Consider the following 18,265-nt stretch of genomic DNA (forward strand, 5'->3'; position numbering starts at 1 on the left):
GACCGCCATATTCCCCGGCCGGGGGCATGGCGGAAAACGCAAAGAATGAAGGTCGAGATGAATTCAGTTCATGTTGAGCGATCGGAGCGGCGGTTCACTGCAGGGCGAGCAGGCTGTCGGCCGGCACATAGCCGAGGCGGCGCCCGTCGCGCGCGATCAGGGACCAGCCGTCGCGACTTTCCATGACCCTGACCTGCAGGCCGGCGGCGAGCGGCGCGCCGGCCGCCGCACCGGATCGGGCGCCCGGCCCCGGCAGGGCCGCGATCGGGCGCAGCAGGACATGGGTCGGCTTGGCCGGAATCGCCTCGACGGCAGCCGCAGCCCCCGGCGCCGGGGCCGGGTCTGCCGTCTCGGCGATCGGGCGGCCGATCGCGAAGGGCGCGCCGACGATTCGCATCTGCGGGGTCTGGTCGCGGCCGAAATGCGCCCGGCTGGTCGCCTGCACGGTCTTGAAGACATAGCTCGACAGCTCGGTCACCAGGATCTCGCCGTCGCCGTCGGCATCCGCCTTGGCGCGCCCGTCGAGCACCGCATAGGTGAAGATGCCGTGGCCGCGATAGCCCTCGTTGGCGGCCTCCGTCTCGGCCGCCGCCGTGATGATGGTCCGGCCGGTCGCCTTGATCAGGCGATCCATCGCGGTCGACCGCTCGATGCCGCGCACGGCCATCGAGCCGCTCTCGCAGGCGTCGAACAACAGCACCGACTTCAGCGCCGGCACCGACGCGAACCAGTCCTGCCACTGCCGGCTCGCAATGCCGCCGGCGGTGACCGAGGCGTCGCCCGCGGCCCCGAAGCCGACCGGCAGGAAGTGGAACTCGCCATCCTCGGTCTTGCCGTGCCCGGCCAGGAAGAACACGAAGGTGTCCTCGGGCCGGACCTGCGCTGCCAACCCCTTGAAGGCGGCTTCGATGCCGTCCCGGGTCGCCTGACCGTCGAGGACGGTCACCACATTGACCTCAGAATAGACGTCCCGGCCCGCCGCCGACAGCGCGCGCGTCAGGCCGGTGGCGTCGGCGACGGCAAAATTCAGCCGGAACCGGCCGACCTCGTAGCGGTCGATGCCGATCGCCAGCACATGCAGCCGCGGCTTCGGCGCGGAGGCCGCGACCGTGCGCGTCACCGTCACCGCAGCGGCCTCGGAGGCGATCAGGCCGGCGGCATTGTAGGCGATCGCGGTCACGCGGTTCTCGCCCGGCGCGAGCGCGATCCGGCGGCGCAGTCGCGTCTCGCCCGCGCGGGCGGCCGGGGCCGGATCGCTGCCGACCACCGTGCCGCCGACACGCCATTCGATCCGGCCGATGCCGCCGCCGCGATCGGTCAGCACGAGCTCAAGCTCGGCCGTGTCGCCGTCGACGGCGCTGCGGTCCGCGCCGGGCACGAAGCCGACCGACGGGGCGGCGCCGGAGTCCGAGACGCGGTCGAGATCGAGCCGGCGGGCCGCCGCGGCGACCACGCCCTTCGGGTCGCCGGCGAGCGCCGCCTGGACCAGATCCGGCCGGTAGAGCGCGCCCTGCGCCTGTTCGATCCCGAAGACGTCGAGCCCGCGCACGATCGACAATTGCCGGGCGCCGTCCGCGGAGGCTCCGAAGAAGCCCGCCGGCGTGATCGAGGCCCATTCCTCGCCGGCCAGTCCGACCAGCGTCGCGAGCGGCCGGCCGTCCGGCAGGCGATAGAGCCGGGTCGAGCCGTCCGCCGACCGGAGCGCCAGGCGATCGAAGGCCGGGGAGACGCTGATCTGGCTCTCCACCGTCGCGGCCCCGACCCGGAAGAGGGCCAGTCGCCGCCGGCGCTCCAGGTCCCACAGCACGATGCCGGCATCGCGACCGGCGAGCAGCGCGGCCAGACGCTTGCCGTCCGGGCTCAGGCGGAAATCGAGCACGGCGGACCCGATGTCGGGGGTGACCGAGGGGAGTTCCCTGCCGTCGGCGACCGCCCAGAGCCGGATCGTGTCGCGCGAGACCCCGGCCCCGCCGACGGCCACAAGACCGGCCGCCTCGCCATAGCGCACGGATCGGAAATCGGAGGCGAGGTCGGTGTGGGTCTGTTTCGCGAAGTCCCAGCGGCGCAGGATCGGGGTGACCGGCGCACTCAAGGACGCACCCTCCAGGTCGATCGCGCCGACCATCGCGCTGCCGTTTGCGGCCATGACGCTCACGTCGCCGGTGCGGGCCCGAGCGACCATCAGCTTCCGGCCGATCTCCTGGCCGGTCTTCGCGTCGTAGAGCGTCCCGAAGGTGTCGTTATAGCCCTGGGTCGAGAAGGTCGGCGCCGACGGCCGGTGGAAGAGCCGGGCGCCATCGGGTGTGAGCGCGACCAGACCGGCATGCGGCACGGCCAGGATGCGGTGGGTGCCGGCCGGCAGATCGGCCAGGACCACGGGATCCTGCGAGGCCCCCGAACGCGCCAGGGCGAGCATGCGGCCGTCGCGGGACTCCGAGACCGACGTCACGGCATTGGTGCCGCCGAGCCGGATCGACGCCCGGCGCTCGGCCCGGATCGGATCGGCCGGCCGGGACGGCATCCTGATCTCGAAGAGGTCGAGCGTGCTTTCGTCCCGGCCGGCATCCTCGACGCGCTGGACCGCCAGCCACCCGCCCGTCCGGCCGAGCTTGACCGCGGCGACGCGCCCCGCGACGGCGACCTCGCCGGTGGCGCCGCCGGCGCCCTCGAGCACGACCCGGCCCGTCTCGGCGCGCGCGACCAGGTCGCCTCCGGCGTCGGTCGCCACATCGACGGCCGCCACGCTGGCGGCGAGCCGGCGCCCGGTCGTCAGATCCCAATGCGAGACGCGCCGGCCATCCCGGTCGATCTGGACGAGGCGGCGCGCGTTCGGCAGCAGCGTGAAGCCGTCGTCGGCCCCGAAGGTCTCGGACAGGGCCTGCCAGGTCGGATCCGCGACATCGACGATGCGCGGCCTGGATTGCAGCCGCCCGCCGCCCTGCTCGGAATAGACGAGTTCGTTGAGCACCAAGCGCTTGCCGTTCGCCGAGAAGGCGATCGGGAGGCCGAAGCCGACCGACGCGCCGTCCGGCGACGAACCGCCGTCGACCGGCATCAGGGCCAGCCGCGCGTCGGACGAGCCCTCGACGGCCTCCGAGATGGCCAGCATGCGGCCGTCCGCGGACAGCGCCGCCGCGCAGTCGCAGATCCGGCGCAGGATGGGCTGGCCGGACGCGAGGTCCAGGACGATGGATTCGGTCAGTTCGCGACCGCTCTCGTTCGCCCGGCGGCTGAGCAGCACCCGGCTGCCGTCCTGCGACAGCCCGATGATCCTGGTTTCGGCAAAGGTGCCCAGCCGGTCGTTCTGCCAGCCGTCCAGACCGACGCCGACGAGGCGGCCGTGTTCGTTCATCGCGACGGCGCGCCGGCCGTCGCCGGACACCAGGATGCTGTAGGCGTTCGATAGGGTGGACACCCGCACGCTCCGCCCCGAACCTGTCAGGTCGGTCAGCACCAGTTCGGCATCGCCGGTCGCATGGGCGAAGCTCCCGCCGCCGGGCGCGAAGGCGACGACGCTGAGGCCGCCCGGGTCGAAGGGCATGACCGCCGTGCCGGTGGCCGCATCGACGATCGAAAAGCGGGAGGATCCGTCGACGGTCTCGTAGCGGCCGGCGAGGACGCGTCCGCGCGCGTCGAGGGCCAGTTGCTGCCCGCGCGGGCCGCCCAGGATCCGCACCGGCGGACCCTGCTGCGCGCCGGTCGCGAGATCGAAGAAGATCACATAGGGATCGCTGCCCCGACCGACCATGGCGCCGCGCTCCGGGCCGGCGAAGTGGATCGAGCGGACCTCCGTCCGGCGGTCGAACAGGCGGTAGGTGCGGATCAGGCGGCCGCTCTCAGCGTCCCAGAGCTTGGCCTCGGCATCCTCCGAGACGGTCAGAAGGCGGCGGTCGTCGGGCGAGAAGGCCACCGAACGGATCGGCTGGCGATGCCCGGTCGGCAGGCGGAGTTCGAACGCAGCCTTCGGCGTGGCGATCGGCGCCGGGGTCGGCGCCGGGGCCGTGCGTCCCTGGGCAAGCATCTCCGGCGTCGTCAGCAGGAGACCGGCCACCATGGCCAGAGCCCCCGAAGCAATCCCGCGCAGCACCATCCGCTCCTCCGGCCAATCTGACAGAAAGGTGACGGCTGGCGTCGGATTGGGCAAGGGGAAGGCGCTGCAGGCCCCGCCAAAGCGATTGGGACCCCGGACCGCCGCGGCTCTCCTCCCCCGGGCGGGGCGACCCGTGCCGGCCGGCGGCCGGCCTCAGAAATCCAGCCGCGCGTTGTCGATCACCTCCTTCATCACAAAAAAGGTGCGCGTCTGGCGCACGCCCGGCAGCGCGATCAATTGCTCGCCGTGCAGGCGGTTGAAGTCGGCGATGTCGCGGACGCGGATCTTCAGGAAGAAGTCGAAATCGCCGGCGACCAGGTGGCAGTCGAGCACGAAGGGCAGTTGCCGGATGGCCAGCTCGAAGGCGCCGAAACTCTCCGGCGTCGAGCGGTCCAGTTCGACGCCGACCATTACCAGCGTGCCGCGATCGACCTTGTCGGCGGCGATCTCGGCGCGCACGGAGCGGATGTAGCCCTCCTCGAACAGCCGCCGCGTGCGCCGGTGGCAGGTCGCCGCGCTGACATGCACGAGATCCGCCAGTTCGGCATTGCTGATCCGGCCATCCTCTTGCAGATGCTGGAGAATCCGGCGATCGATGCGATCGAGGACATCGGGCATGAAAGACTCTTCCGAAATGAGGCGCTTATTGATCTCTTTCTCTCATGAATGTGCGAAATCGTGCAAGTAACTCCCGTTCATGGCCATAACTTTGAGAGGACGTTTCTCAAGCGAATTGCTAGGGTTCGGCCGTCCTTCCTGCTGGAGCCCGCCATGCTGCGCCTCGACCGCTTCGAGAAATATCCCCTCACCTTCGGCCCGACCCCGATCGAGCATCTGCCGCGCCTGACCGCGGCGCTCGGCGGCAAGGTGCAGATCTACGCCAAGCGCGACGACTGCAATTCGGGCCTCGCCATGGGCGGCAACAAGCTGCGCAAGCTCGAATATATCGTCCCGGACGCGATCGCCGAGGGCGCCGACACGCTGGTCTCGATCGGCGGCGTGCAGTCGAACCACACCCGCATGGTCGCCGCGACCGCCGCCAAGATCGGCATGAAATGCGTCGTCATCCAGGAAAGCTGGGTGCCGCACGAGGACGCCGTCTATGACCGCGTCGGCAACATCCTGATGACCCGCCTGATGGGCGCCGACAGCCGGATCGTCGAGGACGGCTTCGACATCGGCATCCGCAAGAGCTGGGAAAACGCGATCCAGTCGGTCAAGGATGCGGGCGGCAAGCCCTACGGCATCCCGGCCGGCGCCTCGGTGCACAAATATGGCGGCCTCGGCTATGTCGGCTTCGCCGAAGAGGTGCGCCGCCAGGAGGCCGAGCTCGGCTTCAAGTTCGACTACATCATCGTCTGCGTGGTCACCGGCTCGACCCAGGCCGGCATGATCGTCGGCTTCGCGGCCGACGACCGCGCCGACCGCGTCATCGGCATCGACGCCTCCGGAACGCCGGCCCAGACCCGCAGCCAGGTGCGCCAGATCGTCGACCAGACCGCCGACCTGGTCGACCTCGGCCGGGCCGTGCGCGACGACGAGATCGTCATCCTGGAGGACTATGCCTATCCGGCCTATGGCGTCCCCTCGAAGGAGACCAACGAGGCCATCCGTCTCGCCGCCCGCACCGAGGCGATGATCACGGACCCGGTCTACGAGGGCAAGTCGATGCAGGGCATGATCGACCTCGTGCACAAGGGCTATTTCCCGGAAGGCTCGCGCGTTCTCTACGCCCATCTCGGCGGCGCGCCGGCGCTCAACGGCTACGCCTACACCTATCGTAACGGCTGAGCCCCCTGGCCGCCGCGGTGTCGATACGGCCATGCCGACCCCGGCATGGCCGTTTGGCTGCCGGGAGGCGCTCTAATTCCCGGAAGAGAGGGCCAGAACCCGGTCGTAGGCGGCCGGGAAGCCCTTCAGGGAGCCTTTCAGTTCCATCGGCTGGCCGTTGTCCATCGACGTGGTCAGCAGCAGGAGCCGGGCCTTCTTCAGGCTCGCCACCGCCTTGGCATCGAGCACCGCCGGCACGACGCAGCCGATCGGCAGGCAGGTGCGGAAGCGCAGCACCTGCCGCAGGCCGCCGTCGTCGGAGGCCAGCACGATGCCGGCCGCCAGATCGAGGCCGAAGGGCAGCACGGCGGTCAGAGTGGTGCGGTCCGGCCCGGCCGCCAGTTCCAGCGTCAGGACGCGCTGCTTGGTCTTACCGTCGACCTGGTTCTGCACCATGCTGCACTGGCGCTTGCGGTCGGCCAGCGTCCGGCACACCACCAGCCAGTCGTCATAGGTTTCCTGCAGGCTCGAAGGCTGCGGCGACGACGGCGTTGCCGGCCCGGACTGCGCCTGGGCCGCCCCCGCGCCGATCAGGCAGAGCCATGCGCAGGCCGATGCGACCGCTCCGAAATGCTTCATCCCGTCCCCTCAGATTTCGACCGCCCCGGACCGCCGCGCCGAACGCGGCGGGGTCCGACCGCGCGCGCCCGACACGCGGCCCGTCCCATGGTGCCGGCTCCGCTCAGAACGCGACCTTAAGGCCGCCGCGCGCCACATTGGTCCGCGACCGATCGGTGAACTGGGCATGTTCGAAACTGCCGAACAGGCTGGTGCTCGCGGATGCCTTCAGTTCGAACCCGACCGCCAGCGTGCCACCATAGACGGTCTTGTCGCCGACCGGCTTGACGGTGAAATCGACCCCCGACACCGAGGCGCCATAGCCGCCCCGGTCGAACCATTGGGTCGCGGTCGCGCCGCCGCCGACCCAGACCGTCGACGCGAGGCCGGCGCCGTTGTCGGTGCGGTAGCCGAGGCGGGCATCGAAGCGCTCCTCGAGGCTCTGCGAGGTGCGGCTGTCGTAGCGGACATTCTGCGACGAGCCGGATTCCCGGTAGCCGTCGAACTGCGTCGCCACGTAGCGGACGCCGAGGCTCGGGCGCAGGGTCCAGTTCGGCCCCAGCGCATACTTGGCCGAGAGGGCCAGTTCCGGCGAGATGAAGCGGCCGTCGAAGGACCCCTTGGCGACGTCGCCGCCACCGATGCGGCGCTCGGCATCCGCCCAGATATAGCCGCCGGTCAGCGACGCATCGAAGGACAGCATGCCGAAGCTGCGCCGGGCATAGAGGCCGGCCAGCGCCATGTCGGCATCGAGCGAGGCGGAGCCGTTGGAGAGCGTATTCGACGTGCGGCCGGCGCCGCCGAAGGCTCCGATCCGCCAATCCTCGTAGACGCGATCGGCGCCGGCGAGCGTGCCGAACTGATGGGCGTTCGACCCGGCGACCGCGCCGTCGGAGGACTGGTCGCGGGTGCCGTAGAAGCCGCGCATCCAGAACAGGGTGCCGGCCGGATCGACCGCGATCGACTGGCCGCGACCGTCGTTGATGACGCGCAGGGTCGGATTTTGCGCCGGCTTGGCCTCCGCGGCATAGCCGAGAGCGCCGCCGCCGGACGACGGCAGGACGGCCGCAGAGCGCTCGGTGTCGAGATCCATGATGTCGCGCAGGATGCCCGAGACCTGGTTCTGCATCACCGCGGCCGAACGATCGGTCGCGCTGTTGCCGCTGGTATCGACCACCAGGATATCGCCCGTGCCGGCCCCGTTCAGACCGGAGGTGATCAGCGTGCGGGCCGAACCGCGCAGCTTGATGGTGTTCTGGTCGAGCAGGTACTCCTGCACCGCCAGCGTATAGCTGCCGGTATAGAAGTTGATCCGGTTTCCGGTCGTGTTCTGGAAGGCGATGCCGCCTTCGAAGGCCGAGCCGTCATAGACGTTGATGCGATTGCCGTTGGCGTTGAGGCGCACCGCAGCCCCGGCGCTGCCGCTGATCGTACCGCGATTGGTCAGCGTGGTCGCCGAATAGGCATCGACGCCATAGCCTTCGCCGGAGATCGTGCCGGAATTGTCGATCACTGCCGAACCGGTCGCGTAGGTGACCACGCCGGTGCCGATGCTGGCGGTGATCGAACCGGAATTCTTGACGACCGTGCGGGTGGCATCCAGGTAGACGCCGGTGTTCACGGCCGTGATGCGGCCGGAATTTACGAGCCGGGCCGTGCCGTCGATGGTGTTGCTGCCGACCGTCGTCGCCGCGGTGTCGTTGATCGTGTCGATCGTGCCCTGACCGGCGCCGTTCGAGATGAAGACGCCCGACAGGCCGTTCAGCGTGCCGGAATTGGTCACCGTCGCATCGCCCGACGGGGTATGGGCCACCACCGCCGCGTCGGAGAGAGCCGTCACCGTGCCGGAATTGACGATCGTCACGGTGCCGGCGTAGTCGACATTGGCGCGCAGGCCCGAATAGCCGTAGTCGGTGCCGAGCGAGTCGGTCGGCGCCATCGCGGCGGTCACGATGCCGGAATTGATGATGGTCGCATTGCCGCGCTCGGTCGCCGCCTGAACGGCGTTGCGGTCGTCGGCGATCGCGGTGCCGGAATTGATCACCGTCGCGTCGCCGGCATTCGACCAGGCGATCAGGGCCTGGCGGGCGACCGAATGCACCGTGCCGGCATTGTCGATCGAGGCGAGGCCGTAATAGGCGATCGCCCGGGCGCCGGCGAGGTAGGACTCGACCGTGGCGCCGGCGGTGTTGCGGATCGACGACGTCTGCATCGGCCCGTTGACGGCCGTGACATGGCCGTCGTCGTCGACCGTGGCGGCCGCATAGTTGCCGTCCGAATAGAGGCCGCGGCCGCTCATGGCCGTGACGGCACCGCGATTGATCACCGTGGCGGCGCCGAGATGGGTGGTCGCGGTCAGGCCGTCGACGACGGCGCCGCCATTCACCTCGGCATTGGTGAAGGGGGTGTTGTCGTCATGGATGCCGACCGCCGTGACGTTGCCGGAATTGTCGATCGCGACATCGCCGGCGCCTTCGCTGCGCAGGAAGACCGCGCCGCCGTAGCGGGCATGGGAATTGATGGTCACGCCGGACGCGACGATCGCGGTCGAGTTCTGGGTGACGTTGTCATTGTTGCCGGAGCCGGTCGACACCATCGAGATGCCGCTGCCGCCGTTGACGCCGCCCTGCCCGCCGGAACTGTCGAGGACGCTGCCGCCGGTCACGGTCAGGGTCTGGGTGAAGGTGCCGGACGGCGTGTTCGGCGGCGGGCTGTAGAAGATGCCGATCGAATTGACTCCGTCGACGGTCAGCGTCGACGAGCCCGAACCGGCCGTGACGTTGATGCCGGTAGAATCACAGCTTGCCACCGTGGCATTGTCGGTCGTGCATCCGGCCTCGGCGCCGACGGTCGACAAGGCCAGCGCCAGCGACGCCGCAGCCCACGGTCCCAAACCCCACAGGGACCCTGCCGGTGCAACCGATCCGAGACAACGCGATCTGAAATTCATTTTTCCCCCCGACGGCCGGCTTGATCACCCCGTGACAAACCGGCCCTCCCCGCATGATCGGCGAATCCCGACATGGAGATTTCCGAAACGTTACTGGAGTTGTCGGGATGCCGGAAGCGCGGGTCGGGCACCGCGAACGCACCTGTGCCTTTTGCGACAAGGCATCGGGCGCCGCAACCTTGGCGGGCTTCGGCCGGGATGGGGCCGAAAACAAGGGGTTAGCATCCGGAGCCGGCCGAGCATGGCGGCGGCGCGCGGGCGTGCATGGCCGGTATGCAGTGGATGCCCAATTTTTTGGCATGGTCGTCGGTGGTCTCACCCTTTGACCGCAGCCCACGGGCGGGCCAAGAGTTGTCGGCAACGAGACTCCGGGGGGACTGCATGGCGCTCGACCGCATCTGGTATCCGATCGACAAGTGCTTCATCGACGGCGCCTGGCTCGAAGCCGAGGGCGGCGGGCGCCTGCCGCTGGAAGACCCGTCCCATGGCGAGATTGTCGGCGCGATCGCGCGCGGTTCGGCCGGCGACGTGGATGCGGCGGTCGCGTCGGCGCGTGCCGCGCTGCAGGGCCCCTGGGGCCGGCTGTCCGCCGCCGAACGCGGCCGGATCCTGATGCGGATCGGCGAGATCGTCGCCTCGCGCATCGACGATCTCGCCGCCATCGAGGCGATGGATGTCGGCAAACCGCTGAAGCAGGCGCGCGCCGACGCGATCGCGCTGGCCCGCTACATGGAATTCTATGCCGGCGCCTGCGACAAGATCATGGGCGAGACGATCCCGTATCTGGACGGCTACACGGTCTATACCTTGCGCCAGCCGCACGGCGTCACCGGCCATATCGTGCCGTGGAACTACCCGATGCAGATCGTCGGCCGGTCCGTCGGCGCGGCGCTGGCGATGGGCAATGCCTGCGTGCTGAAGCCGGCCGAGGAGGCCTGCCTGACGGCTCTGGCCTTCGCGGCGATCGCGGCGGAAGCCGGCCTGCCGGCCGGCGCCCTGAACGTCGTGCCGGGCCTCGGCGAGGAGGCCGGCGCGGCGCTGGCCGGCCATCCGGACATCGACCACATCTCGTTCACCGGCTCCAATCCGGTCGGCACGCTGGTCCAGACGGCGGCCGCCCGCCACACCGTGCCGGTGACGCTGGAACTCGGCGGCAAGTCGCCGCAACTCTTCTTCAAGGACGCCGACATCGATCGCGCCCTGCCGTTCCTGGTCAATGGCGGCATCCAGAATGCCGGCCAGACCTGCTCGGCCTCCTCGCGCATCCTGGTCGAACGGTCGCGCTTCGCCGAGGTGGTCGGGCGCATGGCCGGCCGCTACAAGATGCTGCGGGTCGGCCCCGCCGAGGCCGATCTCGACCTGGGTCCGCTGATTTCCGAACGCCAGAAGGCGATCGTTTCGGCCTATCTCGCCCATGGCGCCGGCCTCGACCGCGCCGCCGCCGGTCAGGTCATCGAGAATGCCCCGGCCGGCGGCCACTATGTGGCACCGACGCTGTTCGCCGGCGTCTCGCCCGACCATGTCCTGGCCCGCGAGGAGATCTTCGGCCCGGTCCAGGTCGTCATCCCGTTCGACGACGAGGCCGAGGCGGTCGCGATCGCCAACGGCACCGGCTACGGACTGGTCGCCGGGGTGTGGACGGCGGATGGCGGGCGGCAGATGCGGCTGGCCCGCCGATTGAGGGCCGGCCAGGTGTTCCTCAACAATTACGGCGCCGGCGGCGGCGTGGAACTGCCGTTCGGCGGCGTCGGCCGATCCGGCCACGGCCGCGAGAAGGGCTTCGAGGCGCTCTACGGCTTCTCGGCGCTGAAGACGGTGGCCGCCCATCACGGCTGACCAGACATTGAGCCGGGCGGCGATCCGGCCGGGCGACGGCGGGGAAAAGACGACGTCCCCGGCTCATTTGCCGGCCGGGGGCCGGACGGGCGCCCGAATCGACGGATAGAACGAGCGGGTTGGTGGGAGAGGCGGGAGGTTCACGATGCGCATGATGAATGCCGGCGGCACGAGGCTGCATTATTGTGTCGACGGTCCGGACGGCGGCCTGCCGGTCGTGTTCGCCAATTCGCTCGGCACCGACCTCAGGGTCTGGGACGCCATGCTGCCGCTGCTGCCCAAGGGCCTGCGCATCGTCCGCTACGACAAGCGCGGCCACGGCCTGAGCGAATCCTTCCCGGCCCCCTATGCGATGGACGACCATGTCGCCGATCTCGCGGCCCTCCTGGACACGCTCGGCATCTCCGGCGCGGTCGTGGTCGGGCTGTCGATCGGCGGGCTGATCGCCCAGGGTCTCGCGGCATCCCGGCCCGACCTGGTCCGCGCCCTGGTGTTGATGGATACCGCGCACCGGATCGGAACCGCGGAAAGCTGGAACGCACGCATCGAGGCGATCCGGTCGGGCGGGCTCGAAAGCATCGGCGACGCGGTGATGGAACGTTGGTTCTCGGCCGCCTTCCGGGAGACCCGCGCGGACGACGTGCTCGGCTGGCGCAACATGATGGTCCGCACGCCGGTCGAAGGCTATATCGGGTCCTGCACGGCCATCCGCGATACCGACTACGGCGTCGAGGCCGCCGCGCTCAGCGTGCCGACGCTGGCGCTCTGCGGCTCCAACGATCTCGCGACGCCGCCGGATCTGGTCCGCGCGACCGCCGCGCTGATTCCGGGCGCCCGCTTCGAACTCATCGACGGACCCGGCCACCTGCCGCCGGTCGAGGCCCCCGAACGGACGGCCGAACTGGTCGCCGGCTTCGTCGCCGGCCTGCTGCAATAGCCGTCCGGACCGGCATCGGCCGGCTTCGGCCGGATGCGCCGGGCCGACGCGAACGACGGTAGACGACGGTGGACGAAGCCCGGCCCGACGGTGACAAGCCGGGCCCGGCTCCCTAGTCTTGGCGCCCGGCATCGGTGCCGGGCGGGTTCGCGGCGGCACGCCGCATGCAGGCCCCGGTTGCCGGCGACCGCCGCCCCGCGCGGCCGGCGCGGCCCTCCGGACGCGGCCCGCGATCGACAGACTTCGGATTTCGGCGGAGACGACAGTGACCAGCAGAGGACGCCGCGCGGCGATGCCAGGGACCGCCGGCGTGGCGCAGCATCGCGGACACCCGGTGCGCCGGTGGGCCGCGTCCGCCCTTGTGCCGGTCATGCTGTTCGCCGCCGGCGCGGCCGCAGCGGACGAGACCATCCCGGATTTCCGGCTGCGCGTCATGCGCGGCGGGACCGAACTCGAGATCGCCGGCGGGCTGCGCCCCGGCATCGCGGAGCGCACCGAGAAGCTGCTGGCCACCCATCCGGCCGTGACGGTCGTCCACCTGAACAGCACCGGCGGCGTGGTCAAGGAAGGCCTCGACCTGTTCCACCTGTTCCGCGGGCGCAAGCTCGATACCTATGTGTCGAACATCTGCTTCTCGGCCTGCACCGTCGCCTTCGCGGGCGGACGCGAGCGCTATGCGCTCGACGCGGCGCGGATCGGCTTCCACGAACCGATCAACGAGGGCGGCCCGCTCGCCGGCGTCGGCATCGCCAAGGACGAACTGCGTCGCGCCTATGACGCCGCGGGTTTCAACAGGGCGCTGGTGGAACGCGGCCTCAAGGTGCCGCACGCGGATCTCTGGACGCCGACCCGCGACGAACTCACGGCGGCCGGCGTGGTCACCGGCTATGTGGACGGCGGCCGCTTCTCCGCCTCCGGCTGGGGCGTCTCGGTCACGCCCGCCACGGTGCGCGAGGAATTCCGAAAGTCCTCGCCGGTCTATGCGGCGCTCGAACGCAGCCAGCCGGGCCAGGCGCGCGAGCTCTATGCCCGGGTGGCGAAGCTCTACGGGCGCGGCGCGACCAGCGACGAGCTGTTCGGCATGGTCAGCCTGCGCGTTCACGAACTGGTCCAGCCGCGCTTCGCCAACGCGCCGGACGGCCCGATCCTGCAGTTCGGGCGCGCCATGGCGCGCCAGTTCGCGGAATTGCAGGCCAAGGACCCGGGGATGTGCTGGCAGGTGATGCGGGCGGGCAGCACGCCGGCAGTGACCGCGCTCCTCTCGGAAGCGGCCCAGCGGGACGAGCGCGATGCCCTGGTGGCGATCCTGCAATCGCCGGCGACCGGCCGGACGCTGTCCAAATCCGGACAGGCGCGCGTGATGGTCGCCCTGCGCCGGATCGTCGAGGGACGGATCACGTCGGCGCAGTTCGCGCTGCTCGACCGTCCGGAGATCGCCCCCGCCGACCGCCCCGACTACTGCGTCGCCATCGCGGCCATCCTGGACGGCATCCTCCAATTGCCCGAGCGCGACGCCGCCGGCCTGCTGCGCACCTTCCTCGGCCAGAACAATTGACGCCTGCGCCCGACCGTGCGAGCAGAGCCGGGGCGATCGGATCACGGGCAGCGGCGGCGGCTGCGCCGCAACGGAATGGCATCGGGCAACAGGCGAGATGCAGGCCTACCGGGTCTTCATGCTGAACAGCTTCTCCCGCTCGGGAGAGACCATGCTGCTGCGCGCGCTGGCCGCGCATCCGATGATCCGCGTCGCCCACGATCTCAACGCCCGCAACAGCCGGCTCGAACAGGCCCTGGTCGGACGCATCCGCACCGAGGGCGCGATCACGATCGGCGCCGACGATCCCGTGCTCGGCGACGACCGGCCGCCGGAGGGCGGCGTGATCGTGGTCAAGAACGCGGTCTGGACCCATGCCTTTCCGTGCCCGGGCTTCGTCCTTGCCCGCAACCCATTCTCGATCGTGACGAGCCTGGCGGCGGTCGAGGTCGGCGCCGAGGAGGAGGCCGAGCGGGCGCCGCTCGGCCGGCTGGTCCGGCGGCTCCGCGGCCGGGACTTCCCGTGGTCGGACGCGGCGATCGACCTGCGCGAGAAGATCGAGCGCTGGTCGCGCGGCATCGATGCGCGCATGGCTCCCTTCGCCAACCGCACCGATCCGGTCAGCGCGATCGCGGTGCTCTGGGCGCGCAAGATGCTCGAGGCGCACGGGCGCGGCGGGCCGATCCTGCGCTACGAGACCTTCGTGCACGATCCCGAGCCGCCGCTGCGCGGCCTGCTCGCCTGGCTGGGCCTGCCCTGGGACGACGCGGTGCTCAGCGCGCACGAGCGCTACCCCGCGGACGCGATCGGCCATGGCGGCATCCGGCTCGGCGAGCCGATCCATGCCGGCTCGCAGGACAAATACAAGGCGATGCCGCTCGCCGCCTTTCACGCGATCTACGCCATGACCGCCGGCGTCATGCGGCTCTACGGCTATGCGGCCGCTCCGGAGCGCAATCTCATCGTCGAGGACTTCGACGACCGCTTCGATCCGCCGCCCCGCGACCGCACGCCCGACGCGGCGGCGTGACGGGGCCGGTCCGCCGTCGGGATAGACCCGGCGCCGGCCGGCGCGACGGCCGATGCGGGTCGAAGGTCGGGGCGGGTCGAAGGTCGGGGCGACGCGGCGGCCGGACGCCGGGACTTTCGGTTGCCAAGGCCGGCGGCGTCGAATAGAGCATGCTCGGTAACAGACGATGGCGTCCGTCCGCGCAAACCGTGCGTTTCCGCCCGGTTTCGCGGGGTGCGCCGAACCGGATCGGGCGCGGCCCGGGGCTTGCGGCGCAGCGCCGCCGCGCCGATGGGCTGCCGGTCCGCAGCGGAGTGAAGCGATGGCCAGGCTCGTCCTCCATATCGGGATGACCAAGACCGGCTCGACCTCGATCGAGGCGACCTTCGACGATTCGCGCGATGCGCTGGTCGCTCACGGCATCGACTATCTGGACATGGGCCAGAACCACTCCAAGCTGATGACGGTGGTGGTCAAGAATTCCGCCAAGGGGCTGAAGGGCGAGATCACCCGCATCCTCGGCGTCGAGAAGGGCGATACGGACTACGATCCGGAACTGGTCCTCGGCACGCTGCGCGACCGCCTGGCCAAGCCGCGCGCCAACACCGTGGTGATCAGCGGCCAGGGTCTGGTCAAGTACAATCGCAAGCAGTGCGAACGGGTTCGCGACTTCGTTTCCCCCTATTTCGACGAGATCCGCATCGTCGTCTATGTGCGCGATCCGACCACCTGGGCCTCGAGCCGTGCCCAGGAGAACATGAAGCGCGGCCACACCCTGGCCGAACTGGTCGCCGCCCTGCACGAAGACCCGGAAAACTGCGCGATCATGCCGGAATACCGAGCCGGCATCGAAGCCTATATCGAAGTGTTCGGGCGCGAGAATGTCGACATCCGCGTGTTCGACCGCAAGCGGATGGTCAATGGCGACCTGATGGCCGATTTCTGCGCCGCGATCGGCGCGGGACCGGAAGTCCCGGGGATCCTCAAGCAGAGCTTCAGCAACAAGGGCGCCTCGATGGAGGCCCTGCTGCTGATCCAGGCGCATTACGACGTGGTCGAGGACCGCCTGCGCGCCGCAGAGGGCGCCCCGCCGCGCAGCGCGGTGCCGCAGACGCTGGCCAACCTGATCGAAGCCCAGGACCGTTACCGCCATCCGAGCTCGAACTATCCGTTCCGGCAGGCGGTGCGCGACATTCGCGGCACCAAATGGGCCCTGCCCAAGCCGGTGCTGGATACGATCTGGGCGAAATCGATGGCCGACATCGAATGGCTGCGCGGGGTGACCGGCGATCCCGGCCTGTTCGCCGACGCCTACCCGCCGGCGGAGGCGCCCGCGCCGGCCTGGAACACGGAGACCCTGCAGGACGTCGCCCGGGCGCTGGAAGAGGCGCTCGGCGACGTGATGCAGGTGGAAAAGCGCCGCAGCCGGCTGCCGGGACCCGCCCGGCAGGCGATCCGCATGCTGCACAAGGCCAAGCGCGCCGTCGGGCTCGGTTGAATTGGACGGTCGGGCGAGGCGATCCCCATGAAGCTCATCTTCCACATCGGGGCGCCGAAGACGGCGACGACCTCGCTGCAGATCACGCTCAGGGGCATGATGGCCGCGCTCAATCGCGAAGGCGTCGCCTATGAGCCGACCCGCGACTTCCAGCAGGGTCCGGTCGGCCGGATCGTGCGGCGCGACCAGGGCGGCTTCTTCGACCGGTTCAAGAAGCCGTCGCAGCAGGCCTATGTCGAAAGCCGCGCCGCCGGCATGCAGCAATTCCTGATCAGCGACGAGGGCTGCACCGGCTTTCTGATGTATCCGACCGTGAAGCGGTCGTGGAAGCGGATGCTGCCGCGCGCCTTCGTGCTGTCGGACTTCTTCACCGCCTATCCGGACTACCGGGTCGTTCTGACGGTCCGCCGGCAGGACAGCTTTCTGGCCTCGTGCTATGCGCACCGGATCGAGCATGGCCGGGTCGACTGCACCTTCGAGGACTACTGGAAGCACGAGATCGATATCAACGGCATGGACTGGCTGACGCTGGTCGAAGGGCTGGTCGCCCGGCACGGCCGGGAGCGGGTCGTGGTGCTGCCCTACGAGCCGATCCGCAACGACTTCCGCAGCTATGTGATGACCTTCATCGAGCACGCGCTCGCCATCCCGCGGGAGCGCTTCGACGACGTGAGCTTCGAGACGCGCGTCGCCAACAAGTCGCTGTCCGGGCCGGCCATGGCGGTGGCCAAGGTCGTCGCCGAGCGGATGGGCGAGAAGGGGGCCAATCCGCGCGACATCCATCATGTGCTGCTCGGGTTGAAATCCGTGCTGCCGATCGGCGAGTACGGACCGTTCCGGCCGCCGATGGACGAATTGCGCGCCGAGCTCACCCGGCGCTACGCTGCCTCCAACCGCACCATCGCCGAACGCTACATGCCGGTGCCGGCGGGCGACTTCCTGTTCGCCTGAACGGCCGGCTGCCGCGGCGCCCGGCACCGACCGCTGGCGCCGACGGCAGGCAGTGGCGGCCCGTGATGGCAGCCCCTGATGGCGGCAGGCGGCGGCGGCGCAGGGCCGGGTTCGCCCGGCCGGCAACGGATCGAGCCGACGCTCTCGCAAGAAGAACGCGGCCAGGACAGGTAGGGAAACGGGCGCCGGGCCTCCTCCGACAGGATGCGCGGTCGGCCCCGGGGAGTATGCGCCCGTGCGGATCGGCTTGTTTACGGACATCCACGGCAATCGCGAGGCGCTCGACAGCTGCCTCGAACACGCCGCTGCGGTCGGCATCGACTGCCACGTCTTCCTCGGCGACCTGGTCGGCTACGGCCCCGATCCCGCCTATATCGTCGACCGCGTCCGCGGCCTCGTCGAGACCGGCGCGATCGTGATCCGCGGCAATCACGACGACTATGCCGTCAAGCCCAAGCGCGGCATGTCCGAGATGGCGCGGATCGCGATCGAATGGACCCACAAGGTGCTCGACGCCGAGGCGCGCGCCTGGCTCGGCACCCTGCCCTTCTCGGCGCAGGAGGACGACCGGCTCTATGTCCATGCCAGCGCGGCGGAACCGCCGGAATGGCACTATATCGACAACCGTGCGGCCGCCGAGGCCTGCCTGGCCGCCACCGCGCAGCGCCTGATCTTCTGCGGCCACACGCACGTCCCGGCCCTGTTCCATTCGATCGGCGGCCGGCCGGCGGAGCATTTCCGGCCGCTCGCCAACAAGCCGGTGCCGCTTCTGCCGGCGCGCCGCTGGGTCACCGTGGTCGGTGCGGTCGGCCAGCCGCGCGACCGCAATCCCAATGCCTGCTGGGGCCTGCTCGACACCGACGAGAAGTCGATCGCGATGATGCGCGTCCCCTACGAGATCGACGAAACCCTGCGCAAGATCAATGCGGCCGACCTGCCGGAATGGCTCGGTATCCGGCTGAAGGAAGGCCGCTAGCGGGCAAAGAGTGAGTGGTTCCGATTCACGAGACGGCTGGGTGCCATCCGTCTCGATCGAACCACGAGGGCGATCCGCTCCGAGCGGAACCGGCGC

General features: G+C 70.0%; 12 protein-coding genes. 8 read left to right on the top strand and 4 right to left on the bottom strand.

Features of this window, described 5'->3' with window-relative positions; genetic code table 11:
• Nucleotides 1-94 precede the first annotated feature (94 nt).
• The gene (locus ABB55_RS05825) at nucleotides 95-4,090 is read right to left on the bottom strand and encodes a caspase family protein (RefSeq protein WP_083463384.1); all 3,996 of its coding nucleotides are present in this window, start codon (nucleotides 4,088-4,090) and stop codon (nucleotides 95-97) included.
• A gap of 153 nt (nucleotides 4,091-4,243) precedes the next feature.
• Nucleotides 4,244-4,708, bottom strand: coding sequence for an Lrp/AsnC family transcriptional regulator (locus ABB55_RS05830; RefSeq protein WP_054357971.1), 465 nt, complete (start codon nucleotides 4,706-4,708; stop codon nucleotides 4,244-4,246).
• Between the two features lie 153 nt (nucleotides 4,709-4,861).
• Here ABB55_RS05830 and ABB55_RS05835 point away from each other — a divergent pair, with 153 nt between their 5' ends.
• A complete protein-coding gene (locus ABB55_RS05835; RefSeq protein ID WP_054357972.1) occupies nucleotides 4,862-5,881 on the top strand; it encodes a 1-aminocyclopropane-1-carboxylate deaminase in 1,020 nt (339 codons plus the stop codon).
• Nucleotides 5,882-5,953: 72 nt separating this feature from the next.
• Here the strand turns inward: ABB55_RS05835 and ABB55_RS05840 are convergent, their stop codons facing one another.
• Together ABB55_RS05840 and ABB55_RS05845 are read right to left on the bottom strand one after the other, a co-directional pair.
• Nucleotides 5,954-6,499 carry an invasion associated locus B family protein gene (locus ABB55_RS05840; RefSeq protein ID WP_054357973.1) on the bottom strand — a complete coding sequence of 182 codons (546 nt, stop codon included), beginning with the start codon at nucleotides 6,497-6,499 and terminating at the stop codon, nucleotides 5,954-5,956.
• A 103-nt stretch (nucleotides 6,500-6,602) separates the two neighbouring features.
• Complete coding sequence (locus ABB55_RS05845) at nucleotides 6,603-9,335, bottom strand: autotransporter outer membrane beta-barrel domain-containing protein (protein WP_160321172.1); 2,733 nt, start codon at nucleotides 9,333-9,335, stop codon at nucleotides 6,603-6,605.
• Nucleotides 9,336-9,809: 474 nt separating this feature from the next.
• On the opposite strand from ABB55_RS05845, the gene ABB55_RS05850 reads away from it, so the two are divergent.
• The 7 genes from ABB55_RS05850 (at nucleotide 9,810) to ABB55_RS05880 (ending at nucleotide 18,169) form a co-directional block, all read left to right on the top strand.
• Nucleotides 9,810-11,264 (top strand): aldehyde dehydrogenase family protein, encoded by a 1,455-nt coding sequence (locus ABB55_RS05850; RefSeq protein ID WP_054357975.1) that lies wholly within the window; start codon nucleotides 9,810-9,812, stop codon nucleotides 11,262-11,264.
• 145 nt (nucleotides 11,265-11,409) lie between these two features.
• Entirely contained in the window at nucleotides 11,410-12,201 is a 792-nt protein-coding gene (gene pcaD, locus ABB55_RS05855; protein WP_054357976.1) for a 3-oxoadipate enol-lactonase, read from the top strand.
• A 265-nt stretch (nucleotides 12,202-12,466) separates the two neighbouring features.
• Complete coding sequence (locus tag ABB55_RS05860) at nucleotides 12,467-13,756, top strand: COG3904 family protein (RefSeq protein WP_152981936.1); 1,290 nt, start codon at nucleotides 12,467-12,469, stop codon at nucleotides 13,754-13,756.
• Nucleotides 13,757-13,853: 97 nt separating this feature from the next.
• Entirely contained in the window at nucleotides 13,854-14,765 is a 912-nt protein-coding gene (locus ABB55_RS05865; RefSeq protein WP_054357978.1) for a sulfotransferase family protein, read from the top strand.
• 301 nt (nucleotides 14,766-15,066) lie between these two features.
• Complete coding sequence (locus ABB55_RS05870; protein ID WP_054357979.1) at nucleotides 15,067-16,242, top strand: hypothetical protein; 1,176 nt, start codon at nucleotides 15,067-15,069, stop codon at nucleotides 16,240-16,242.
• A 27-nt stretch (nucleotides 16,243-16,269) separates the two neighbouring features.
• The gene (locus ABB55_RS05875; protein ID WP_054357980.1) at nucleotides 16,270-17,193 is read left to right on the top strand and encodes a hypothetical protein; all 924 of its coding nucleotides are present in this window, start codon (nucleotides 16,270-16,272) and stop codon (nucleotides 17,191-17,193) included.
• 235 nt (nucleotides 17,194-17,428) lie between these two features.
• Complete coding sequence (locus ABB55_RS05880) at nucleotides 17,429-18,169, top strand: metallophosphoesterase family protein (RefSeq protein WP_054357981.1); 741 nt, start codon at nucleotides 17,429-17,431, stop codon at nucleotides 18,167-18,169.
• Nucleotides 18,170-18,265 lie beyond the last annotated feature (96 nt).

It is taken from the genome of Prosthecodimorpha hirschii, from assembly GCF_001305515.1.
GTDB classification, from domain to species: Bacteria; Pseudomonadota; Alphaproteobacteria; order Rhizobiales; family Ancalomicrobiaceae; genus Prosthecodimorpha; species Prosthecodimorpha hirschii.

Excerpts from the sequence above, each read along its gene's own strand:
- ABB55_RS05830 (WP_054357971.1), bottom strand. The coding sequence starts at position 4,708 with ATGCCCGATGTCCTCGATCGCATCGATCGCCGGATTCTCCAGCATCTG.
- ABB55_RS05850 (WP_054357975.1), top strand. The coding sequence starts at position 9,810 with ATGGCGCTCGACCGCATCTGGTATCCGATCGACAAGTGCTTCATCGAC.
- ABB55_RS05875 (WP_054357980.1), top strand. The coding sequence starts at position 16,270 with ATGAAGCTCATCTTCCACATCGGGGCGCCGAAGACGGCGACGACCTCG.
- pcaD (WP_054357976.1), top strand. The coding sequence starts at position 11,410 with ATGCGCATGATGAATGCCGGCGGCACGAGGCTGCATTATTGTGTCGAC.
- ABB55_RS05835 (WP_054357972.1), top strand. The coding sequence starts at position 4,862 with ATGCTGCGCCTCGACCGCTTCGAGAAATATCCCCTCACCTTCGGCCCG.
- ABB55_RS05865 (WP_054357978.1), top strand. The coding sequence starts at position 13,854 with ATGCAGGCCTACCGGGTCTTCATGCTGAACAGCTTCTCCCGCTCGGGA.
- ABB55_RS05840 (WP_054357973.1), bottom strand. The coding sequence starts at position 6,499 with ATGAAGCATTTCGGAGCGGTCGCATCGGCCTGCGCATGGCTCTGCCTG.
- ABB55_RS05825 (WP_083463384.1), bottom strand. The coding sequence starts at position 4,090 with ATGGTGCTGCGCGGGATTGCTTCGGGGGCTCTGGCCATGGTGGCCGGT.
- ABB55_RS05870 (WP_054357979.1), top strand. The coding sequence starts at position 15,067 with ATGGCCAGGCTCGTCCTCCATATCGGGATGACCAAGACCGGCTCGACC.